At 39.8% G+C, this 22,682-nt stretch carries 13 protein-coding genes; 10 read left to right on the plus strand and 3 right to left on the minus strand.

The window, feature by feature from the left end; all coding sequences use genetic code 11:
• Positions 1–59: 59 nt before the first annotated feature.
• The 3 genes from PTI45_RS06295 to PTI45_RS06305 form a co-directional block, all read right to left on the minus strand.
• Positions 60–3,704 carry an Ig-like domain-containing protein gene (locus PTI45_RS06295; protein WP_069326695.1) on the minus strand — a complete coding sequence of 1,215 codons (3,645 nt, stop codon included), beginning with the start codon at positions 3,702–3,704 and terminating at the stop codon, positions 60–62.
• 47 nt (positions 3,705–3,751) lie between these two features.
• The gene (locus PTI45_RS06300; protein ID WP_175425129.1) at positions 3,752–5,596 is read right to left on the minus strand and encodes a motility associated factor glycosyltransferase family protein; all 1,845 of its coding nucleotides are present in this window, start codon (positions 5,594–5,596) and stop codon (positions 3,752–3,754) included.
• A gap of 144 nt (positions 5,597–5,740) precedes the next feature.
• Positions 5,741–6,808: an NAD(P)-dependent alcohol dehydrogenase gene (locus PTI45_RS06305; protein WP_069326697.1), complete on the minus strand. Its 1,068-nt coding sequence runs from the start codon at positions 6,806–6,808 to the stop codon at positions 5,741–5,743.
• 234 nt (positions 6,809–7,042) lie between these two features.
• Here PTI45_RS06305 and PTI45_RS06310 point away from each other — a divergent pair, with 234 nt between their 5' ends.
• From PTI45_RS06310 to PTI45_RS06355, 10 genes are all read left to right on the plus strand, one after another.
• A complete protein-coding gene (locus PTI45_RS06310) occupies positions 7,043–8,053 on the plus strand; it encodes a LacI family DNA-binding transcriptional regulator (protein WP_069326698.1) in 1,011 nt (336 codons plus the stop codon).
• A 360-nt stretch (positions 8,054–8,413) separates the two neighbouring features.
• Positions 8,414–9,340, plus strand: a complete 927-nt coding sequence (locus tag PTI45_RS06315; protein ID WP_069326699.1) for an aldo/keto reductase — start codon at positions 8,414–8,416, stop codon at positions 9,338–9,340.
• Positions 9,337–10,098 (plus strand): sugar phosphate isomerase/epimerase family protein, encoded by a 762-nt coding sequence (locus tag PTI45_RS06320; protein WP_245703438.1) that lies wholly within the window; start codon positions 9,337–9,339, stop codon positions 10,096–10,098. Before PTI45_RS06315 ends, PTI45_RS06320 begins: the two co-directional genes overlap by 4 nt.
• A 57-nt stretch (positions 10,099–10,155) precedes the next feature.
• Positions 10,156–11,127, plus strand: coding sequence for an ABC transporter permease (locus tag PTI45_RS06325; protein ID WP_069326700.1), 972 nt, complete (start codon positions 10,156–10,158; stop codon positions 11,125–11,127).
• Positions 11,128–11,183: 56 nt separating this feature from the next.
• Positions 11,184–12,914: an extracellular solute-binding protein gene (locus PTI45_RS06330; RefSeq protein ID WP_083243386.1), complete on the plus strand. Its 1,731-nt coding sequence runs from the start codon at positions 11,184–11,186 to the stop codon at positions 12,912–12,914.
• Between the two features lie 111 nt (positions 12,915–13,025).
• Positions 13,026–13,922, plus strand: a complete 897-nt coding sequence (locus PTI45_RS06335; protein ID WP_137221186.1) for a carbohydrate ABC transporter permease — start codon at positions 13,026–13,028, stop codon at positions 13,920–13,922.
• A gap of 98 nt (positions 13,923–14,020) precedes the next feature.
• Positions 14,021–14,986: a carbohydrate kinase family protein gene (locus PTI45_RS06340; RefSeq protein ID WP_069326702.1), complete on the plus strand. Its 966-nt coding sequence runs from the start codon at positions 14,021–14,023 to the stop codon at positions 14,984–14,986.
• 16 nt (positions 14,987–15,002) lie between these two features.
• The gene (locus tag PTI45_RS06345; protein ID WP_069326703.1) at positions 15,003–18,173 is read left to right on the plus strand and encodes an alpha-mannosidase; all 3,171 of its coding nucleotides are present in this window, start codon (positions 15,003–15,005) and stop codon (positions 18,171–18,173) included.
• Between the two features lie 3 nt (positions 18,174–18,176).
• On the plus strand, positions 18,177–19,484 hold the full coding sequence (locus tag PTI45_RS06350; protein WP_069326704.1) for a glycoside hydrolase family 125 protein: 1,308 nt from the start codon (positions 18,177–18,179) through the stop codon (positions 19,482–19,484).
• Positions 19,481–22,582 (plus strand): glycoside hydrolase family 2 TIM barrel-domain containing protein, encoded by a 3,102-nt coding sequence (locus PTI45_RS06355; protein WP_175425130.1) that lies wholly within the window; start codon positions 19,481–19,483, stop codon positions 22,580–22,582. The genes PTI45_RS06350 and PTI45_RS06355 overlap by 4 nt, the downstream gene beginning before the upstream one ends.
• The last annotated feature ends 100 nt before the right edge of the window (positions 22,583–22,682 follow it).

The following is a 22,682-nucleotide window of genomic DNA, read 5'->3' on the forward strand; positions in this document are numbered from 1 at the left end:
GACAAAAAAATCGGTAGCACCTATAGGCACTACCGATTTGTGTAAGATATACATAGATCCTATGAAGGAAGGATATCGACTAATTTGGAGAGCACAGCTGCCATTTCTTCGCGGGTCACTTCCTGATTCGGGCGGAATGTCTGATCTGGATAACCACTCATGAGCCCAAGTGTATTCACTTTTCGCACACCTTGTGTTGCCCATGCAGATACTTTTTTAGCATCTTTATAATCTACTGGCGATAAAGTAGTTGTCGTAGACGTTGGTAACATTCGACCAATCATTGTAGCTAATTGCTCGCGCGTAATCGAACGTGTTCCGTTAAATCCGTTGTTATCGCCGACCATGATTCCTTGTGCAGATACTGCTTGTACATAAGGTTCTGCCCATGCTGGCATTGCAGAATTATCCGTAGTTACCGAAGCCACAGATACTGTAGGAATATCCAAGCGTAGCACTTTGGCAAGCATAACTGCCATTTCATAGCGATTCACAGCTTGTTGTGGATTATAGCTACCTGCTGCATCTCCTTGTACAATATCCAGACTCATTAATTTCAAAATATCTTTATTCGCCCAACTGTTGATTGTGTCTTGAGGCTGCGCCATATTCGAGTTCGCGATCACTGAAGTCCATGCTCCTTGCGGAACAGATGCTTTCAGATTATTATTCTCACGTGTTGTCGGCACAGCAATCCATTTATCCCAGTTATTATCATAGTAATAAACAAGTGCATTGGTAGACGGACTATTCGCTTGTAAGCTCACTGTGTCTGCTACAGCTTGTAGAGGTGCTACGATAACCAGTACATTTGGACTCGATGTAATCACAGGTGCAGTATTTCCAGACGATGGATTAGTCGTACTTGGAACAGATGACGTTCCATTATTAGACGAATTACCTGTTGTCGCTTGTGGTTGTGCTCCTCCACTACCACCTGTTGCGGTCGGTACAGGTGGTAGTGGTACTGGACTTGTAGGCGCAAAGCTAACTGGTGTACTTGGTTGATTATTACCTGTTTTTTTATCTGAGTCGGATTTCTTAGAAGTCGATTTTTCTACTTCTAGTGAATATGATTTACTTGTCCCATTTGTAGACCATACTTTCACTTGCATACCTGTAGTAATCACAGTAGCTGAATTCACAGGTACCCCGTTATCTGTATATACTAATGCATATGCATTAGGTGTAAGTGTTAACCCACGTAATAATTCTCCAGCGGTTAATTGAACTGGCAAATTACGAATCGTTTGATTCTCTAGAATACCCTGTACTACAGATACAATATCGCCCTTAGCCTGGTTAGATATTGTAAAACTCCAACCTTCTCTAGCATTGACTGCCGCAGATACATTACCTGCGATATCTACAAACATACCTGAAGACATATCTACATAATAAGTAGCGCCACTGTTTAGATCTTGTGTTTGCAAGTAGAATCTATTGTTATCCTCGTAAGAGAATACACCTTCTCCTGCTTCATTATAAAAATATCCGCTTGATGCATGAATAACCATTTCTTTTTCACCAGTAGCTTCATTACGAATAATAATATTACCGGTAGATGGACGAACTTGTTCATTAAATTCTAGACCGATCCAAATAGGTGCACCTACACCACTATTATAATTAGTAGAAAATTTAGCTTCAGGTGCAGTCCGATCTGGCGTACGAATGATCCAATCTTTCCCACTATATCCGGAAAAGCTATTTCCTGCGGTATCTTTAAATGTATTCGGTGCAATCGATACATAGTATTCCGTTTCATCGTCTAATGAAGTTTGCGTTTCAATCCGTATAGAACGTGCTCCACTGTATTGGTTGTAGGTTGCACTTGAAATATGTCCACCCGAGACAATCAAATTTTCTACAGCTTGATCGTTGTCCGCACGATAAATCGTAATCGCTCCATTACCTAGTTCTACAACTTCATCAAATGTTAAATATAACGTTGGTGCTAGACTATCTTCAGATGCACCATGCGATATCAAAGATGGATTTCTTGTATCTATAGTAGTAGATGTTTTGAAACTCCATTCCTTCGCATTGGGAGGAAATCCTTCAAATCCATTGCCTGCTTGATCTACAAATGTACCCGATTGGATATCTACATAATATTCTACTCCACTGTTCAATCCATACGCTTCAAAATAGAACGTATTGCCAGATTGATTCAAGTATAAACTTCCACTACTTGCATTGAAATGTCCACTGTAAGCATACATCGTCATTACTGCATTATTATCAGCCACTTCGCGAATAATAACACTTCCGTAGTTATTGACCTTCACATCTTCATTAAAGAATAGTTTTAGTTTAACAGGATCTCCTTGTTGCTCTGGATAAGTCGTCACATAACTGGCTTTAGGTGCAGTCCGATCTGGTGTACGGAAGATCCAATCTTTCCCACTATATCCAGAAAAGCTATTTCCTGCGGTATCTTTAAATGTATTCGGTGCAATCGATACATAGTATTCCGTTTCATCGTCTAATGAAGTTTGCGTCTCAATCCGTATAGAACGTGCTCCACTGTATTGGTTGTAGGTTGCACTTGAAATATGTCCACCCGAGACAATCAAGTTTTCTACAGCTTGATCGTTGTCCGCACGATAAATCGTAATCGCTCCATTACCTAGTTCTACAACTTCATCAAATGTTAAATATAGCGTTGGTGCTAGACTATCTTCAGATGCACCATGCGATATCAAAGATGGATTCGTCGTATCCACGGTACTTACAGTTTTGAAGCTCCACCCTTGTGACCCTTGAATACCTGGAAAAGTATTACTAGAATCATCACTAAATGTGCCTGAAGTGACATCTACATAGTAAGCAGTTCCACTATTTAATCCTTGAGTCTGAAAATGAAATGCATTCTCATCTATAAAAGAAAAAACAGGCTGTCCACTTTCTGTGAGAAATGAACCCCCTGATGTGCTCATTTTCATAGCAATACTGTCATCTGCTGCATTGCGAATAATGATACTTCCGTACCGTTTATGAATAGACTCATCAAATTGCATTTTGAGCCAGATTGGTCTGCTTAAACCACTATCATAACTACTTTCAAAACTTGCTTTTGGTGCTGTAAAATCAGGTGTACGGAATGTCCATGTATATTCTCCAGTTACACCAGAAAAGGGTGCACCGTACTCATCAACAATAACGCTTGGATCTACATTTACATAGTATTCAGTCTGATCTGGCAATGTATCATTTGTATAGATCTGCAACGTACTGCCACTTAAATTGTAAGTAGCTCCTTCCATACGACCACTAGAAACTTTAATTTCTTCAACTTTATTTTTATCATTACTTCTATAAATGCTGATTGCACCTGTTCCCAATTGAACTTGCTTAGAAAAAGACATACCCAGCGTAGGAATAAGTGAGGTTAATCCAGAAGAAGTCGGTCTAAAATCAATCAAACTAATGCCTGATGATGAAGATATTTCTGAACTTTGCAACCTAAATGTTGGGTTCGCTTCAACACTAGGTGTTCCATACACATCATTATTTACAGAATCGGTGTTATTCTCACTAGAAGAACTATACTCACTAGGCATAGCTTCTGCTCCTGCGCGAGGAATAATCGGAGAATACATATTAGCTAGTTGAATCAAAGTCAAACTGATACCTATAGCTTTGCTTGATTTTTCCCATTTTGTTTGTTGAGTTGGATTTTTCCTTTTTAGTTTTCCCATTAATAATGATCCCCTTTTTTAGAAGCTTTATTTATATCTAAGATTACTTATAGTTGTTTATACAAAGGTAAGATGGTCGTATACGATTTTTCAATTTGCTGCATAAAAGAACCATAATAATATAAAATGGCTTTTGCTTTTTCCACAGGATGCTGTTCCTGAAATATGTTTTCTACTTGCTGATATAACCGCTCATAATGAACTCGATTCAACGGAATAAGAATCATTTTACTGAATCCATTATTTAGCCACCGGTCAAAAGCAGTATCAAAAATCGGGAATAATGTTGATAGTGACTCGATTTGTTGTTCTTGCACATACCAACTCATATCTCTAAAAATATGTTGAATTTCTACCATCGATTTCTGTACCTTTTGATGTTCTTGTTCTAACTGATATTTTGCAGGTTCAATATGATGTAGCGGATATAATTCCTGCTGATGCATCCAGTTAGAATCGATCGTATTAGCAGAAAGGTATTGATCGATTACAGCTGTCAAAGACATAAAGTTAGCCCCTGCAATAGCAGCCCCACCTTTAGTTGTATTAATAACTTGTTTGGGATTTAGCATTTTAATATACAGTTCCATCTCTTTTTTCATCGATAGAAAAGAAGGATTACTGTATATCATATTCCCTTCTACATCTTCCGTCTGAATCGATAACTTCGGATCAAATTGTTGAGTGGGGTTCACATAATCAATACCACTGGCATACTGATTGCCATTGTGATAACCAAAATTTTGCCCGACTAAAATAATAAGTCCACATTCTAATTTCGAAGCTATTTGAAGAGCTATAATTGCAATAGATGACGCATCTTGTACTACTGGATAACCTGTATTGACGGCAGGGAAAAAGTAGGAAGATACCGTGTCTTGAGTAGTAATAACATGTAATTTTTCACCAGGGTATTCATCTAAAATATGTTCTCCTATACTAGAACCAAAAATAAGAGGAATCCGGTCAATCTTCTGATCTTTCACTTTATCAACCACTCGATAATTAAGCGGATTTGGATCATAACTACAAGCAGCATCAGGATAAATCCCATGATTGATCAACACCGAAAGGGAAGAACCTGCTGTAAAGATATAAGCAGATTGCTCCTCTTTCATTTGACGAAGATAAGGTATTTCTTGCTCCAAAGACGGGCCAGCGGATACGAGTACAATAGGCTTATCTTTGAAGTATGGTTTCTGTTGAAAAATATTAGGTGTATGACAGACATGCTTGAAATTACGTAGACTATTTTCTACCCAATGAAGACCAAACTTTTGACTCACCATCATATTGTTACGCTTATGTTTTAATATTTGATCAAAAGCTTCCTTAAAATGATTGGTTTCTTGCTCAAATAAATATTCATATGATGGAAGAATCGCTAGCGCTATCGTTCCTGGTGTACGATCTATAAATGATTGCAAAAAATGAAGATAGTGACTAGGCGACGTTGATATCTCAAAAGATCTCCAATGTACATCTTCAAAAACTTCTTTGGTTATATGAGTAACAGCTTGTTCTGCAATTGCTAGACGAGGTTCATATACAGAGTAAGTCGCATTTGGAAATCGTTTTTGAAAATGCTGGATATGGTAACCCATGCCGATTCCATAAAAAACGATATGATCAATATGCTCTCCCTGCAATGAACTTAAAAATTGAACAGCTTCTTTTTCTGGATAATCAAAATTATGTAGATACGCTTTTCTATCTTGATACTCAGCAAATATATTGGATTGAGCAGCTTGATTAACAGCTGTAGACAATTTTAAGTGCTTAGGAATTTTTTTATGATGTTCTGCTTCTATTAATAATTTTATTTTAGGAAATTTAGCTTTCAAAAATGACAGACCGGATAAAGAAGTCATTGTGCCCTCTTTTCTAAACATAATGTGTGTATACATTCAAACTGTATGCTTTGTTCGATAGATATCAGCTAAAAACATCCTTATTTCTCTGAAAAATAGAAAAAGTCGCCAATATTAGAGCTCTCCCCCTAATATCGGCAAATTACGACATTTTTTGAATATTATTCACTCATTTGGATAAACAATAATTTTGAGGCTGGCATTTTTGTGATGGATCGCTCGTTCCATGGCTTCTTGAGTTTGAGATAGTGGATATTTGTCTGTAATTATGATGTTGGCATCCACTTTACCTGAAGAGAGAAATTCAATTCCCATCGGGTATGTATTGGCATAACGGAACACACCATAGATATCGATCTCATTATCCGCAATCGCAGGCACATTAATAGGAATCTGATCTTGTGGAGGCAATCCAACAATCACTAATTTCCCACCACGGCGAATAGATGATAACGCACTTTGTAATGCTTTAGGATTTCCTGCTGTTTCCCATGCGACATCGACGCCTCTGCCACCCGTTAACTCTTTGATCTTGGCAACAGCATCTTCTTCTCTGACATTAATCACTTCAGTCGCACCCATTTTGCGAGCAGCTTCTAGTCGTACCGGTTCTAGATCAGTGACGATAATACGTGTAGCTCCAAAACATTTGGCAGCAGCCACAGCCATTAATCCAACAGGTCCCATTCCCATAATGGCTATTGTAGAACCGGGCTGTAGATGACAACGTCTAGCGGCATGAATTCCTACTGAAAAAGGTTCATTCATAGCGGCTTCTTCAAAAGAAAGATGTTCTGGAATAGGAAAAACAAAGTCCTGACGCATCACAATATATTGAACAAATGCTCCATCAACAGGTGGTGTCGCCAAAAATTGTACCTCTGGACACAAATTATAACGTCCTTCTTTGCAATATTCACAATGTCCACACGTTACTCCCGGTTCGATAGCGACTCGATCTCCGACGTTAAAACGTGATACTTTTTCACCTGTACTCACTACTATTCCTGCACATTCATGTCCCAAAATAATAGGCTTTTCAACCACGTAAGGACCTATACGTCCATGCTCATAATAATGCACATCTGATCCGCATATGCCTACAGCAATCACTTGAATTAATACTTCATCTGGCTGAGGTATAGGAACCGGAATTTCTTCGATAATGATGTGACCTGGCTCTGTCATAACAGCCGCTTTCATCGTTTTGGGAATCTCAACATGATTCGACATAAAATTTTTTCCTCCCTCTAGCAATCTGCAAAATTTCATGATATGATAGCGCTTACTTACAGATATAGTTTACCATTTAATAGCTGGAAGTTAAAATGATTGGCTATCCATCTCTTCGCTAATTTCAGGGAATGATTGACGAAAATGCAGGGATTCGTCAATATATGGTAAAGAGCGATTGTACTTTTTGATACAAATACTCTTACTTTTTTTCCAGTTGAGGGAGTTGGCGATATGACTGTCAAAATCAAAGATGTTGCAAAAAGAGCCGGCGTATCCGTCACCAGTGTATCCAGAGTATTGAACGGTGAGAAATATGTTAGCGAAGATGTACTGGCACGAGTAAATGAAGCAATTGAAGAACTCAAATATTCCCCTAGCCATATTGCTCGTAGTCTCAAAAAACAAAAAACAAATACGATTGGTGTTATCGTTCCCGATCTTACCTCCAACTTCTATTCGACCATTTTGAGTAGTATTGAAGAAAATGCAAGTAAATATGGTTATAACTTGATCGTCTGCAATATTGCAGAGAACCTGAGTAAAGAACTCAAGTACCTGTATATTTTTCAGGAAATGAGAGTAGAAGGCATTATTATTATGCATGAAAAAACAAATGATGATATTGTGTCGTTTGTGCAAAATGCGACGATGCCGATTTTATTTTCCAGTGTAAAATCTCCTGATCCTACATTTATGTCTGTATTGATCGATGATTATCAGGCGGCTTTTGATGCTACAGAGTACTTAATTGATGCAGGTCACACAGCTATTTCTTATCTGGGTGGTGATCTACAGGATATTACTTCAGGGCAGAGTCGATACAATGGATTTCGTGACGCTTTGATCAAACATGAGATCGCTATTAATCCTGATTATATTAAGTTTGGTGATTATAAGCTTCCTAGCGGACAAGCATTGATGAAAGAACTACTTGCACTTCCAAATCGCCCCACAGTTGTGTTTGCAGCAAGTGATGATATGGCTGTAGGTGCTTTGAACTGTGCACTGGATCAAGGATTATATGTTCCTGATGATATTTCGATTATCGGATTTGATGGTAGTACAATCACTAATATTGTTCGTCCAGCAATCACATCGATGCAACAACCCATTTATGAAATGGGACAGATTTCATTAGAAAGTCTACACAGATTAATTACACGTCCCAAAACACAACAAAAAACAGATATCGTTTTACAGCATGAGCTAGTCGTAAGAGATAGTTGTAAAAAAATAAATTAAATTCATTTCAAATTTGTACTTGTTATTTGTAAAAGATACGTAATATAATGTCTCATATCAAAACGATTTCAACATAAATTTTCTTCTAAGACACTTCATAAGTTAGTTAACCTCACATTATTTATCAATTTAACAGCTTTATCTTCCTTTTCTCAGTCCCAAGTCATTCATTGTATATGCAAAGGTAAGTTCACAATGTGGTATCGATTCCAGATAACAGATATCACATTTCTTAACTTTCTGGAATCGATACCATATTATAGAAATTGTTGTTTGTTTCACTTGTTTCTCATTATAGTTGTTCTTATAAAATGGCTTAGATATCCGTATGGTATCGATTCCATAAAAGGAGGAATTCAGTTGAAAACAATTATTGTCGATGAAATAACCGTTTCACCATTGATTATAGGCACAGGTGATTTATCGAAAATGAATGGTACATGGATTTTGGATGAATTTGTAGCTGCTGGTGGTACTACTATTGATATGGCATACCAATACACCAATAGCGAAGTCATTATTGGACAATGGATGAAAGAGAACAACAATCGGGATCAATTGGTATTACTTAGCAAATGTGTTCATCCTCTCAAGGGTGAGACCACTGCCAGAGTCAACCCGGAATCAATTACCCATGATCTACTGATTAGTCTTGAGCGGTTGGGTACCGATTATATTGATCTGTATGCGTTACATCGAGATGATGAATCGGTTGCTGTCGAACCCATTATCGATATCCTTAACGAACATTTGTCTCAAGGTCGGATTCGTACATTTGGTGCTTCGAACTGGAGTTATCAACGAATTCAACAAGCGAATGATTATGCAGAACGGCAAGGGTTAAAAGGATTCACATTCAACAGCCCTAACCTTTCTCTTGCTATTGCTTTAGAAGCACGTTGGTCGGGTTGCGTATCGGCGGATGAAAATACCGCTTTATGGCATGATAACAACCAGCTACCACTACTCTCTTGGTCAGCACAAGCAGGCGGATTTTTCTCCGGTGCTTTTTCTCCAGAAGATCGATCTAATGAAGAAATGGTACGCGTGTATTACAGCGAACCGAATTGGGAACGCTATCGTCGCGCTGTGATCTTAGCAGATGAGAAAAAAGTTACCCCTACGCAAATTGCGCTTTATTTTGTTCTTCATCGTCCATTTCCAACTGCCGCCATTATCGGCCCTCGTACTTCGGATGAATTGGCTCAATCTTTTGCAGTGTTGTCGTTGAATATCAACGAATCTGATCTAAAATGGCTTAATTTGGAAAGGGATGAACGATCATGATCCAACATAAATTAGCTGCTCAATTGTTTACAGTACGCAATGAACTCAAACAGGACTTTATCTATACGCTCAAAGAACTTCGCAAAATGGGTTGGACAGCCGTCCAGATTGATGGGCTACATGGTAATGATCCTGCCGAGATCGCCGCTGTTATGCAAGAAATAGGTCTTCGCACTGCCGGGATGCATGTGGGTCTAGAACGAATGAAAAATGATTTGGATCAAGTCATCATTGAAGCTGATCTTTTTGGTACACCGGATATGATCTGTCACTCTCTACCTGATGAGCACAAAAATGAAGAAGGCTATCTCTATGTGAGACGTGAGCTACGCAAAGTATCTGCTATTGTATCGCCAAAAGGTTATCGAGTGGGATTTCATAATCATGATTGGGAATTTCATACGATGATGGAAGGTCAATATGCACTGCAATATTTACTTGAATATGATGAAGCGACACCTGTCTATGCAGAGATTGATACGTATTGGGTGAAAAAAGCTGATCTTGATCCGCTCACTATTATTCGTCAGTATGCTCATCGTATGCCGATCTTACATTTTAAAGATATGACAAACGATGAACAGCGCTATTTTGCTGAAATAGGTAGCGGTACCATCGATTTTGCTCCTCTTTTACAATGGGGCGAAAAGAATGGGGTCGAGTGGTACGCTGTCGAACAGGATTATTGCCCAGGTTCACCGATGGATAGTCTAGAATCCAGTCTGAATTATTTAAATACATTAATCAAAACGCTCTAATCTACCCGTATCATTTCGCTATACATGTGTATTCGCCAGTATGAAAGGAGTAGTGCCATGCAAGCCGAACTTGATTCCGTTCCGAAAAAATCAACGAAGAGCAAAAAAGCATCTTCGGCAGGACTATGGAAAACGATTGTTGTTAACCGCTACTTGTACCTGATGTTGCTACCGTGTCTTATCTTTTTTGTCATCTTCTCCTATCTTCCTATGGCAGGACTGGTGATGGCATTTAAAGAATTTCGATTCAATGCAGGGATGTTCGGTGGTCCGTGGGTAGGGCTTCGCTACTTCAAATTATTCTTCTCTTACCCGGATGCCACACAGCTAATTCTCAATACGTTTATTGTTGGATTCCTCAAAATTATTGTGTATTTCCCTTTCCCGATCTTACTTGCTTTAATGCTAAATGAAGTTCGCTCCAAACGTTTCAAATCGATCACCCAAACGATCTCCTATCTCCCTTACTTCCTCTCCTGGGTGGTTGTTGCCGCATTTACCAATAAAATTCTAGCTCCTGATGATGGTATTTTCAATCAATTTATGGCTGCTCTCGGTGGCGACGGTAGTATTTTCTACATGATGGATGGTCATTATTTCTATCTCATTATGTTTCTGACGTATCTTTGGAAAAATATCGGTTGGGGTTCTATTATCTATCTAGCTTCGATGGCTGGAATCGATCCTACCCTTTATGAAGCGGCTGAAATGGATGGCGCAAGCAAATGGCGTAAAATCTGGCATATTACACTCCCTTCTATTCGTCCGACCATTGCTATCCTGTTTATTTTGGATATTGGTAGTCTGTTAACTACAGGATATGAGCAAAACTATTTGCTTCGTACTGCGGGTAACTCGGATTATTCCGATATTCTAGACACCTATGTATTACGTGTAGGTATGATGCAAGGACAGTATGGATATGGTGCAGCAGTTGGTCTTTTACAAGGTCTTGTCGGCTTAATCCTCGTTGTGGTAACCAACTATCTAGTCAAACGCTTTAGTAAAAATGAAGCCAGTCTCTGGTAGTCCTAACTCAATCGGTAACTCCCCTGTAATTCAATAAACCATTTGGAGTGATTTCATTGAAAACGATCAAACGCCAAACTTCACTTACACTTTGTCTCTTATTGTTCATGGTTGTGTTGTTGTCTGCTTGTTCTTCAGACAGTAGTGGTAGTGAAGCGACTAGCCAAGTAGCTGCGGATGGTCGCAAAAGCGGTGAAGGTGGATTTATCGCCAATCGTGATTTGACCGGACGTATTTTTCTTGAAGGTGATGGTGCACAATTACCTGATGATCAAGTGGGGAACCCGATAGCCCTCAAAATCAAAGAAAAAACAGGCATGACGATCAACTGGCAATCCAGCGGTGCAGCAGATGGACTACAAGAATTAACAGTAGCACTAGCGACTGGAGATTTACCTGATGTGATTGAAGCTTATCTCGATCATGGTGGTCGCCCTGAAATGAATGTACTTCTCAAAGGTGCTCGTGAAGGTCTATTCACAGACTTAAGCCCTTACCTCAAAAATACCAAAGTGCTCAAAAACTATCTCGACCCAGATTTCTTACCTCGTGATACTAAAGAAAACGTGATGTTCCGCCCAGAGTTTGGCGGCAAAGTGTACTTTATTCATATGAATATCCCTGCCAAAAATACAACAGATGCTGACCGTATTCACTACCGTGGTGGATTATGGCTTCGCGCAGATATTGCGAAAGCATTAAATGTTGATCCTTCTACGATCAAAACACAAGATGATCTATACAATCTAGCAATCAAAATCAAAGCTGGAAACTTTAAAGATAATAATGGTAAACCAATCACTGTGATTGGCCCACGTAAATGGGGCGGTCAAGTCACCAGTACGTTGTTCAAAAACTTCGATTTCGGTAACGGTACACAATTTGATGTTGATAATGGACAAGTTAAACATGTAGCTGAAACCGATTACGCACTAAAAAGTATTGAATTTGTACAAAAATTGCTTAGAGAAGGTCTACTCGACAAAGAAGCTTTCAATATGGATGGTGTTCGTGCAGAAGAAGCTTACAATAATGGTTCTTACGCCATCTCTTCCTATATGAATATCGCTCCTGATTCATTAACGATGTTTGAAAAAACAAAATATTTACCAATGGATCAAATGGAAAATTATAAAGGCGAAACTGCTATTTATGAAAAAGAAAAATCAGGTAGCCAAGTGGTCGCTATCCCTTCAACTACCAAAAATCCAGAACAAATTATTCAATACATGGACTACCTAGCCAGTAAAGAAGGTAAAACGCTATGGAATTATGGCGTTGAAGGCGAAGATTACAAGGTCAATGATAAAGGGCAATATATCTATACAGACAAAGTACTTGATGTCATGAAAAATAATCCAGGTGAAGAACGCAATACAATTCCTTATTTCTGGGGAAGTCTACTTGGCAAAACCGATGTGAACAATAACAAAGATTTCGGTGAATTGATCCGTAGTGCGAATTCCCAACCGGATCGTTACAAACTGTATTTTGAATTGATGAATTATGGTAATCCGAAATACAAATACTGGGATGGTTATACCGCAGCTTCTTATTTAGCAGAAGTTCCTGATATTGAAGCATCGCTCAAACCGGTACTGGATTCGTACAAAGATGTGCTTGTACAAGCCTTTTTCGCTAAAGATATGACTGAAGCTACAAAACTACTTGATGATTATCGTCAACAGCTCAAAGATGCTGGAGTCGAACAATACGAGAAATATTTACAAGAGAAATACAATGCCGATCCTTCTTCTGTCGTGTTCTATATTGATGCCTTTTTCTAAAAACAATTCGTAAGTATCCTCAATGATCTGATCATGTTGTACCACTGAACTGCTCAGGGGATGTGATGTTCAAGCATCCCCTATCAAATTAAAACTGCGGAGGTTATGCAGATGGATAAAGCAGTAGGCAACGCACCGCTCAATGAGCGCATCGCTATTGTGATCAACTATATGTTATTGGTGGTATTGTGTCTGGTTATTCTGATGCCACTTGTTAATATTCTGGCGCTTTCTTTAAATGACGGTAAAGATGCTTCGCTCGGTGGTATTGCATTCTGGCCTCGTGTCTTCTCTGTCTCTAACTATATTGAAGTCTTCAAAAATCCAGCGGTATTGCAAGGTATGGAAGTCACTTTATTTCGTACGATTATAGGAACTTTTCTAAGTGTATTGCTTACATCGATGGCGGCTTTTGCACTTAAAAATAAAAACCTACCCGGTGTCGGTATAGCTAGTATTTTTATCGTCTTCACTATGTTGTTTAATGGCGGTATTATTCCTTACTTTATGGTTTTGAAAATGTTCAACTTGAACAATACCATCTGGGTATACATTATCCCTACCCTATATAGCGCATGGAATCTAATACTGGTTCGTACCTTTTTCCAATCGATTGATCAAAGTATGGAAGAATCTGCAAAGATCGATGGTGCTCATGATTTTCAAGTGTTATTCCGTATCTATATTCCGCTTAGTATGCCGGTCTTATCCGTGATCTGTCTTTTTAATGGAGTTATGCACTGGAATGATTGGTTCTCTGGCGCATTCTATGTCACAGATGAGAAATTAAGACCTTTGCAGACGATATTACAACAAATGTTAACTGCTGCTGAGGCGATGCGTAAAAACTTATCCATGAATGCGATGATGAGCGCCGGTAACTCGGTCACCACCGAATCGATGAAAATGGCGATGGTCATGATCTCTGTTGTACCGATTGCTACCGTTTATCCGTTTATTCAGAAGTATTTTGTCCAAGGGATTATGGTCGGATCGGTCAAAGGATAATTCCAATATCTCAACCGATGGGCGATTACCATTACCCTACAGAAATAGAGTACACAAATCGGGATGCGCTACGTCCTTAAATAAATGAGGGATTATCATTGAACGAAAAACAATACGATGTTGTCTCTATCGGTGATGCTAATATTGATCTGATTGTGGCAGGCAGTGATCAGATGCCACTTCCAGGTCAAGAAGTTTTCGTCAAAAATATGCTGATTCATATTGGCGGTGGTGCTGCTCTATTCTCGATGGCACTCGCTAAAATGGGACTCAAAGTCGCTTTTAATGGCGTTTTGGGAAGTGATTATTACGGTCGTTTTATTTTGGATGAGTTCAGTGAATTGAATATCGATACCTCTTATATTCGTCAAAGTGAACATAATAACACTGGAATTTCGATTGCGATTAACCCTGAACAAGATCGTTCTTTTATCACTTATATGGGTTCTAATGCTGAAGTTCGGATGGAAGACTTGAATGAAAACAGTATGCGATACGGTCGGCATGTGCATTTGACCGGTTATCAAGGTAGTCGTAATCATGATGCGTATATTCAAATGATCAAAAAGATCAAATCTTTTGGCGCTACGATTTCTTTTGATGTCGGTTGGGACGATAGCGGTGAATGGTACAGCGGTATTTTTGAAATTATGAGTGAAGTTGATATTTTCTTTCTCAATGAACTAGAAGCATTACATTACACAGGTTGTAGCGAAATTCGTGAGTCGATTAACAAAATGTCGCAACACGCTGAACATTTGGTTGTTAAAATGGGCTCACGTGGTGCCGTTTCTGTACAGAATCATCAAATGGTCTACCGCTCTGCGTACACGATTACAGCAGTCGATACAACAGGTGCTGGAGATAGTTTTAATGCGGGGTACATGTATGGTGTATTAACCGGACACGATACAGGAGAATGTCTGCAATATGGCAATGCGTGCGGAGCCCTTTCAGTATCGGCTTATGGTGGCAATACAGGGATACCGGATCAAGCAGGAGTCGAAGATTTTATCGCCAAACAAGCTGGACATATTGCAGACGATTGGGAAGTTATTGTCTGATTAAGGGAGGCACACTATGTTTTTCACAGAAGATAAATTAAAAAAACGTCTTGAGCAACTTGAACCACTCCGTTATCGGGAGGCTTTCGAAGTATCCGAATACATCGCAATCGAAGATATCACAGGTGAAAATGGGATGCGCCCTCCAACAGCAACACTAGATCATCCGAATACAGTGATGCGTACAGGCGATTTTTGGAAAGGTAGAGACCGTTATCTATGGCTCTCTGCCTCTGTTAACGTTCCTGTGGCATGGTGTAACCATACTGTAGTTGGACTGTTCGACTTTGGTATCACCGAAGGCGGTAACAATGGTGGATTTGAATCATTAGCGTACTGGAACAATCAGCTTTATCAAGGTGTAGATAGCAATCATATCGAGATGATTCTTCCTGTGGGATACTCTGGTGAAGCCCGACTTGATTTCCGCTTATGGTCAGGGCTTGAAGGTGGTGGCATTCCTCGTGAAATGAATCATCAGCTCAAACGCTCACAGATCGCATGGTTGGATCGACAAGTGGATACCTTTTTTTATACTGCTAAAGCCATCTTACAAGCGATCACGATTCTACCAGAAACGGTGTATGAACGTTCTGCTTTGATCACATGTCTGGATCAATCGTTCCAGCTGATCAATTGGTCGAAGCCCGGCTCAGACCTTTTCTATGAATCAGTCTATGCTGCTGCTAAGCAGTTAGATCAACAATTAGATACGATGAAGCAGACTCATCCTGTCACTGTGACCGCTCTTGGACATACACATATTGATGTCGCTTGGTTATGGCGCTTGAAGCATACCCGTGAAAAAGCAGCACGCTCCTTCTCCACTGTACTGCGCTTAATGGAACATGATCCTGATTATATTTTTCTTCAGACACAACCTCAATTGTATGACTATATTAAGCAAGATTATCCTGATATTTATGAAAAGATTAAAGCACGTATTGCCGAAGGTCGCTGGGAAGCTGGCGGTGGCATGTGGGTAGAAGCGGATTGTAATTTAACTTCTGGCGAATCGCTTGTACGACAATTTTTATTCGGAACGCGCTTTTTCGAACAAGAATTTGGTGTATCTAGTAGTTATTTGTGGTTACCCGACGTATTCGGTTACAGCTGGGCATTGCCACAAATTTTAAAAAAATCAGGTTTTGATACATTTATGACGACCAAAATCAGTTGGAATCAAGTCAATCGGATGCCGCATGATACATTCCAATGGCGTGGTATTGATGGTTCAGAAGTACTGACTCATTTTATTACGACACCGGATGATTGGGAAGGCGGTAATTCTTTCTTTTATACGTATAATGGGTTGATTGAAGCTCAGACTGTTCAAGGCATCTGGAATAGTTATCAGAACAAAGAAGTCAATCAGAACTTACTCTTATCCTATGGATATGGAGATGGCGGCGGTGGCGTAAATCGTGAAATGTTAGAACTTCGTCGTCAATTGGATCGTGTACCCGGTGTTCCTCATGTAACCACTGGACGGGCTGACGATTATTTCGAACAGTTGCATCAGTCGTTCGATCAGACGGATCGTTATGTGCATACATGGGATGGGGAATTGTATCTGGAATATCACCGTGGTACGTATACCAGTCAGGCATATAACAAAAAAATGAATCGCAAATTAGAGTTATTTTATCGGGAAACCGAATGGCTACAGACGATGAGTAGCATCCTTCAGTCCGACTGGTCAAACTACAATCAGCAAGAATTAAATGAAGGCTGGAAAATCATTTTGCGTAATCAATTCCATGATATTATTCCAGGCTCTTCGATTGCAGAAGTCTATGAAGATAGCACCAAAGAATATGCCCAAGCTCAGCAGATCGGTGAACAAGCATGGACATCTGCTTCAACAGTATTAACAACAACAGATGATCACACCATCACTGTATTCAATAGTTCTTCATGGGCAGTCTCGTCTACAGTTCAGATTCCATTTGCACTATGTGGAGCCGATGCGTACACATGGACAGACGATCAGCAACATCCTTTACAAGTGCAACGTGCAAGCGATCACTGGATTGTTCACACGCCTCTCCTTCCATCGATGGGAGTACGTACAATTCATTATCAGCCTGTTGTTGATTCCGACGATACGACAACAGTAGATTCTGTACCTTTCTTATATGAAGAAGGCAAATTAGTGACTCCTTATTATGAACTGCAATGGAATGAACAAGGACAACTGATTCAAATTATCGATTTGGAAAATTTACGTCAAGTGCTTGCTCCAGAAGCTCGAGGCAATGTATTGCAACTGTTTGAAGACAAACCGATGAACTTTGATTCATGGGATATCGATATTTTTTATCAAGAAAAGATGGAAGAAATCAATCATCTCATCTCTGTACGTTTACTGGAAACAGGAACGCTTCAGACCATAGTAGAATTTGTCTGGCAGTATGATGAGACTGTGATCACACAGCAATTAATCGTGTATGCTCATAGTCGCCGAATCGACTTCAAAACACATGTCGATTGGAAAGAACGTCAAAAATTACTCAAAGTCGCTTTCCCTGTACAGATTCGTTCTACAGAAGCTACCTATGATATCCAGTTCGGTAATGTGAAGCGTCCTACTCACTGGAATACAAGCTGGGATTGGGCACGATTTGAAAGTGTAGGTCATCAATGGGCTGATTTGTCTGAGCGTAATTATGGTGTGAGTCTGCTGAACGATTGCAAATATGGCTATGATATTAAAGACAATGTGATGCGTCTGTCGCTTCTCAAATCTGCGATCTACCCTGATCCGCAAGCAGATTACGGGCAACACGAGTTTACGTATTCACTTTACCCTCATGCTGGAGATTGGTTAGATGGGCATACCGTTCAAGAAGCATGGTTATTAAATCAACCTTTTCAGATCGCTTCAGGTACAGCGCGTGTCTTAAGTACACAGCCTTCTTCATTCTCTATGTTCACTCTGTCTGCTTCACATGTCATGATTGATGCAGTCAAAAAAGCAGAAGATCACGATCTGGTTGTACTTCGTGTTCATGAATATGGTGGTATCCGTTCAGCACTTCAGATCACTAGCGATCTAAAAATCACTAGCTGGCAAGAATGTAATCTGATGGAACAACCGATTGGTGAACAACATCATTCTCCATTGTCGATAGACATTGCACCTTATGAAATTCGTACATTCCTAATCTCTCTTCAAGAGGTGTAACCTATGACTTCTCAACCTTTGCAACTCACGACAGCTATGCATGATTATATTCAGCACGTTGAACAACAATTGGAACATTTCCCTGAACTTCAGGGGATGTTTCGGAATTGTTATGCCAATACGTATGAGACAACATTACAGATATTAGAAGATGGTAGTACATTTGTGATTACAGGAGATATTCCAGCCATGTGGTTACGGGATTCTACTGCTCAAGTTCGTCATTACTTACCTGTGGCATCTAGTGATCCTAAAGTAGCTGATATCATTGCAGGTGTGATTCGTCGCCAGATTTTCTATATCGGTATTGATCCATATGGGAATGCTTTTAACTGTGAAGATAATGATAATCGCTACGATATCGATCTTACTGAATTGAATGCATGGGTATGGGAACGTAAGTATGAGATTGATTCGCTCTGTTACCCGATTCAACTCAGTTATTTATTTTGGAAAATGACAGGTCGTACTGACTTGTTTGATGAATCTTTTCGCATCGTGATGCATCGTATTATAGATCTCTGGCGTTGTGAACAATACCATGATGACCATTCTCCTTATACATTTATGCGTGAAGATTGTCCTCCTTCCGATACACTTCGTAATCAAGGAAAAGGTATGCCTACGTCGTATACAGGTATGACATGGTCAGGATTTCGCCCTAGCGATGATGCTTGTACATTTGGTTATCTGATTCCATCCAATATGTTTGCTTCTGTCGTCCTTCGTTATATGGCAGAAATAGCGATCGAGCTTTACAATGATGAGCGTCTCGCTTCTAAAGCACTGCGTTTACAAGAAGAAATCAATTTTGGTATCGAAAATTATGGAACAGTGATCCATCCTCAATATGGCAAAATCTATGCGTATGAAACAGATGGTCAAGGCAATCACAACCTAATGGACGATGCGAATGTGCCCAGTCTTTTATCAATTCCTTATTTGGGTTATCGCCCTGTCGATGATATCGTATATCAAAATACACGTGCATTTGTATTAAGCGAACACAATCCGTATTATTTTACAGGTACAGCAGCCAGTGGAATCGGTAGCCCGCATACGCCGACCGATTATATCTGGCATATCGCATTGTGTATGCAAGGATTAACTTCTACCGATCCTGGAGAAATAGAATCTATCCTTCATGTACTGTCTACTACCCATGCCAGTACAGGATTTATGCATGAAGGATTTCATAAAGACGACCCTACTCTATTTACTCGTCCATGGTTTGCATGGGCAAATAGTTTATTCGCTGAATTTGTTAGTCAGTACGCACTTCAATCCAGTAAGGAGCCATCTTCCCTATGAATACGATCATTCCTAGCTATTGGAAAGACCTGAATGTATTGCAAGTGAATCGTGAGCCTGCCCGAGCGTATTATATTCCATATGCAGATATGCCAAGCGCACGTACACGTCAACGTGGTAAATCTCCTTTTTATCAGTCGCTAAATGGAGGCTGGCAATTCCGTTATTATGATGCTGTACGTGATGTAGAACCTGCTTTTTTTATGCCTGAATATGATGTACAGACATGGGACTCTTTGCTTGTTCCTTCTTGCTGGCAGACAAATGGCTATGACCAACAGCATTATACGAATCTAAGTTATCCATTTCCATGTGATCCTCCATTTATCCCTGATCAGAATCCGGCTGGCGCTTATGTCAAAGAAATACGATTACAGCATGGTTGGCAAGATCGAGAATCGTATCTTGTATTTGAAGGTGTTCAATCTTGTCTATATCTATGGGTAAATGGACAGTTTGTCGGTTACAGTCAGGGCAGTCGTGTCCCTGCTGAATTCTGTGTAAGCCCTTATTTGCAAGAAGGGATCAATCGTATCGCTGTGTTGGTTCTCAAATGGTGTGAAGGTTCTTATCTGGAAGATCAGGATATGTGGCGTTATAACGGTATCTTCCGTGATGTGTATCTACTTACTCGTGATCGTCAGCATATTCGAGATGTATTTATCCAGCAGTCTTTGGATTATGACCATGATCACTACCATCAAGCTAGACTGAATATCCAACTGGACTGCTCCACATCATCACAAGAGAACGAACATCTGGAAGTTCAAGCGATTCTATTATCACCTGACGGTACCGAACTTTTAACAACAACCGCTTTATTGGATCAAAGGGGATCTTTAGACATGGAGATTACCCATCCAATTCTTTGGAATGCGGAATCTCCTGCGCTGTACAGCTTATATCTCAAAGCAGGCAGAGAAGTTTTACGATTTGCAGTAGGTTTGCGTCAGATTGAAGTGACACCTGAAGGTGTATTTCAGATTAATAAACAGCCTATTAAGCTTAAAGGTGTTAATCGTCATGATTCTCATCCAGAACTTGGACAGACGATTCCTGTACAACACATGCTGACTGATCTGCAATTAATGAAGCAACATAATATCAATACGATTCGTACTTCTCATTATCCGAATGATCCTAAATTTATGGAATATTGTGATGAATACGGATTCTATGTGATTGATGAAGTGGATCTGGAGTGTCATGGTATCGGTATACCTGAAGATTTTACAGAAGGTGCTTTTCACCAACTATCTGTTAATCCAGACTGGCAAGAAGCTTTTGTTGAACGTGCTGTTCGCTTGGTGGAACGAGACAAAAATTTTGCATCAGTGATTATGTGGTCGATGGGAAATGAATCGGGTTATGATATCAATCATATTGCGATGGCACGATGGACAAGAGAACGTGATCCTTCTCGCCTTGTTCATTATGAAGGTGCGGCTCCTAGTTATAAAGGGCATGAAGATGTAAGTGTCTTAGATGTGGAAAGTCGTATGTATTCTTCTCCTGTGGATATTATTGCTTACGCGAATGATGATACTACTACCAAACCTTTATTTTTATGCGAATACAGTCATGCTATGGGCAACGGCCCGGGTGATCTCAAGTCATACTGGGACGCGATCTATGCTTATCCCAAATTAATGGGTGGTTGCGTGTGGGAATGGGTTGATCACGGAATAGCTCAAGTTAGCGCAACAGGTCAATCTTATTATGCGTATGGTGGAGATTTTGGAGATCAACCGAATGATAGCAATTTCTGTATCGATGGTCTAGTTTCACCAGATCGTAAGCCACATGCCGGGTTATTAGAATTGAAAGAAATCATGGCTCCTGTACGAATCGAAGCTTTAATTACAGTCGAAGGAAGAACAGATACTGCAATAGGGAATCAATTTAGCATTACTAATCTATACGATTTCACCGATGTATCTCACTTGATATTACACTGGAAAATCGAAGATGAAGGTCTACTTATCGAGCAAGGTACATTGTCGATGCCTAGTATTGCTCCACAAGATTCAGCTACAATTACTTTGCCGACTTTAGCTTTGCAACATCATCATCCGCTTCGTTATCTTACCTTCTCTATACGGACGGCTACAGAAACAGTATGGGCTCCAATTGGTTATGAGATTGCTTTTACTCAATTCTATATTCCTGCTGATGCTATAGCGATAGACGAAATTTTAACAGAGCGTTACTCTTTAGATTCACTTCGATATCCACTACAGACTACTGAACATCAGGGGCGCTTAGTGATCGAAGGATTAGATTTCCGTTATGTCTATGATCTGGAACGTGGACAATTTACAGAATGGAGCAAATCGGGGGTTCCTTTACTTCAACAACCTACCGAATTTACAATCTGGAGAGCACCGATCGATAACGATATGCATATCAAAGAAAAATGGTTAGATATTGGATATGATCATATATCGACCAAAGTATACAACAGCCACTGGTCATGTGCAGAAGAACAATCGGTGATCATTACGACTTCTTTCTCGCTTGCTCCGTATAGTAAATATCCTGTGCTGCGTGGTCAAGCATGGTGGACGATTCAGAGTGATGGAAAGATCGAATTGAAAGTAAAAGTGACTGTATTAGATACCAGCCCATTTTTACCGAGATTTGGTCTAATGTTTGCAATGCCAGCAGGTACCGAATATATAGATTATTTTGGACGTGGACCGCATGAAAGTTATATTGATAAGCATCATAGTACACGTTTTGGTAAATATGAGAAAACGGTCGATGACCTTTTTTACAATTATATTATGCCTCAAGAAAATGGATCTCGCTTTGAAACGCATTGGATGAGTGCTACACAAGCGATGGGTGCAGGGCTTCATTTCAAAGGTTCCCAACCGTTCTCATTTAATGCCTCTCATTACACTACAGCCGACTTGATGCATGCAACACACACGTATGAACTGGTGCGTCGCCCGGAAACGTTTATCCATCTGGATTACAAAATGAGCGGTGTTGGCTCGAATTCGTGTGGCCCTCAACTTGCTGAAAAGTATCAATTACATGAAAAAGAATTTGTTTTTGATATGGAGATTATGCCTTTTTTCAAAGAAGATTAGTTGAGGTTGGAGTTACAGCGCTACGTTCATCCTGTTGTTCTTGTCGTCGCTTGTTGTGGATGAATCCCTTGATTAACCGCTATGCGGTAGGGATTCATCC

Source organism: Paenibacillus nuruki (genome assembly GCF_001721045.1).
Taxonomy (GTDB): domain Bacteria; phylum Bacillota; class Bacilli; order Paenibacillales; family Paenibacillaceae; genus Saccharibacillus; species Saccharibacillus nuruki.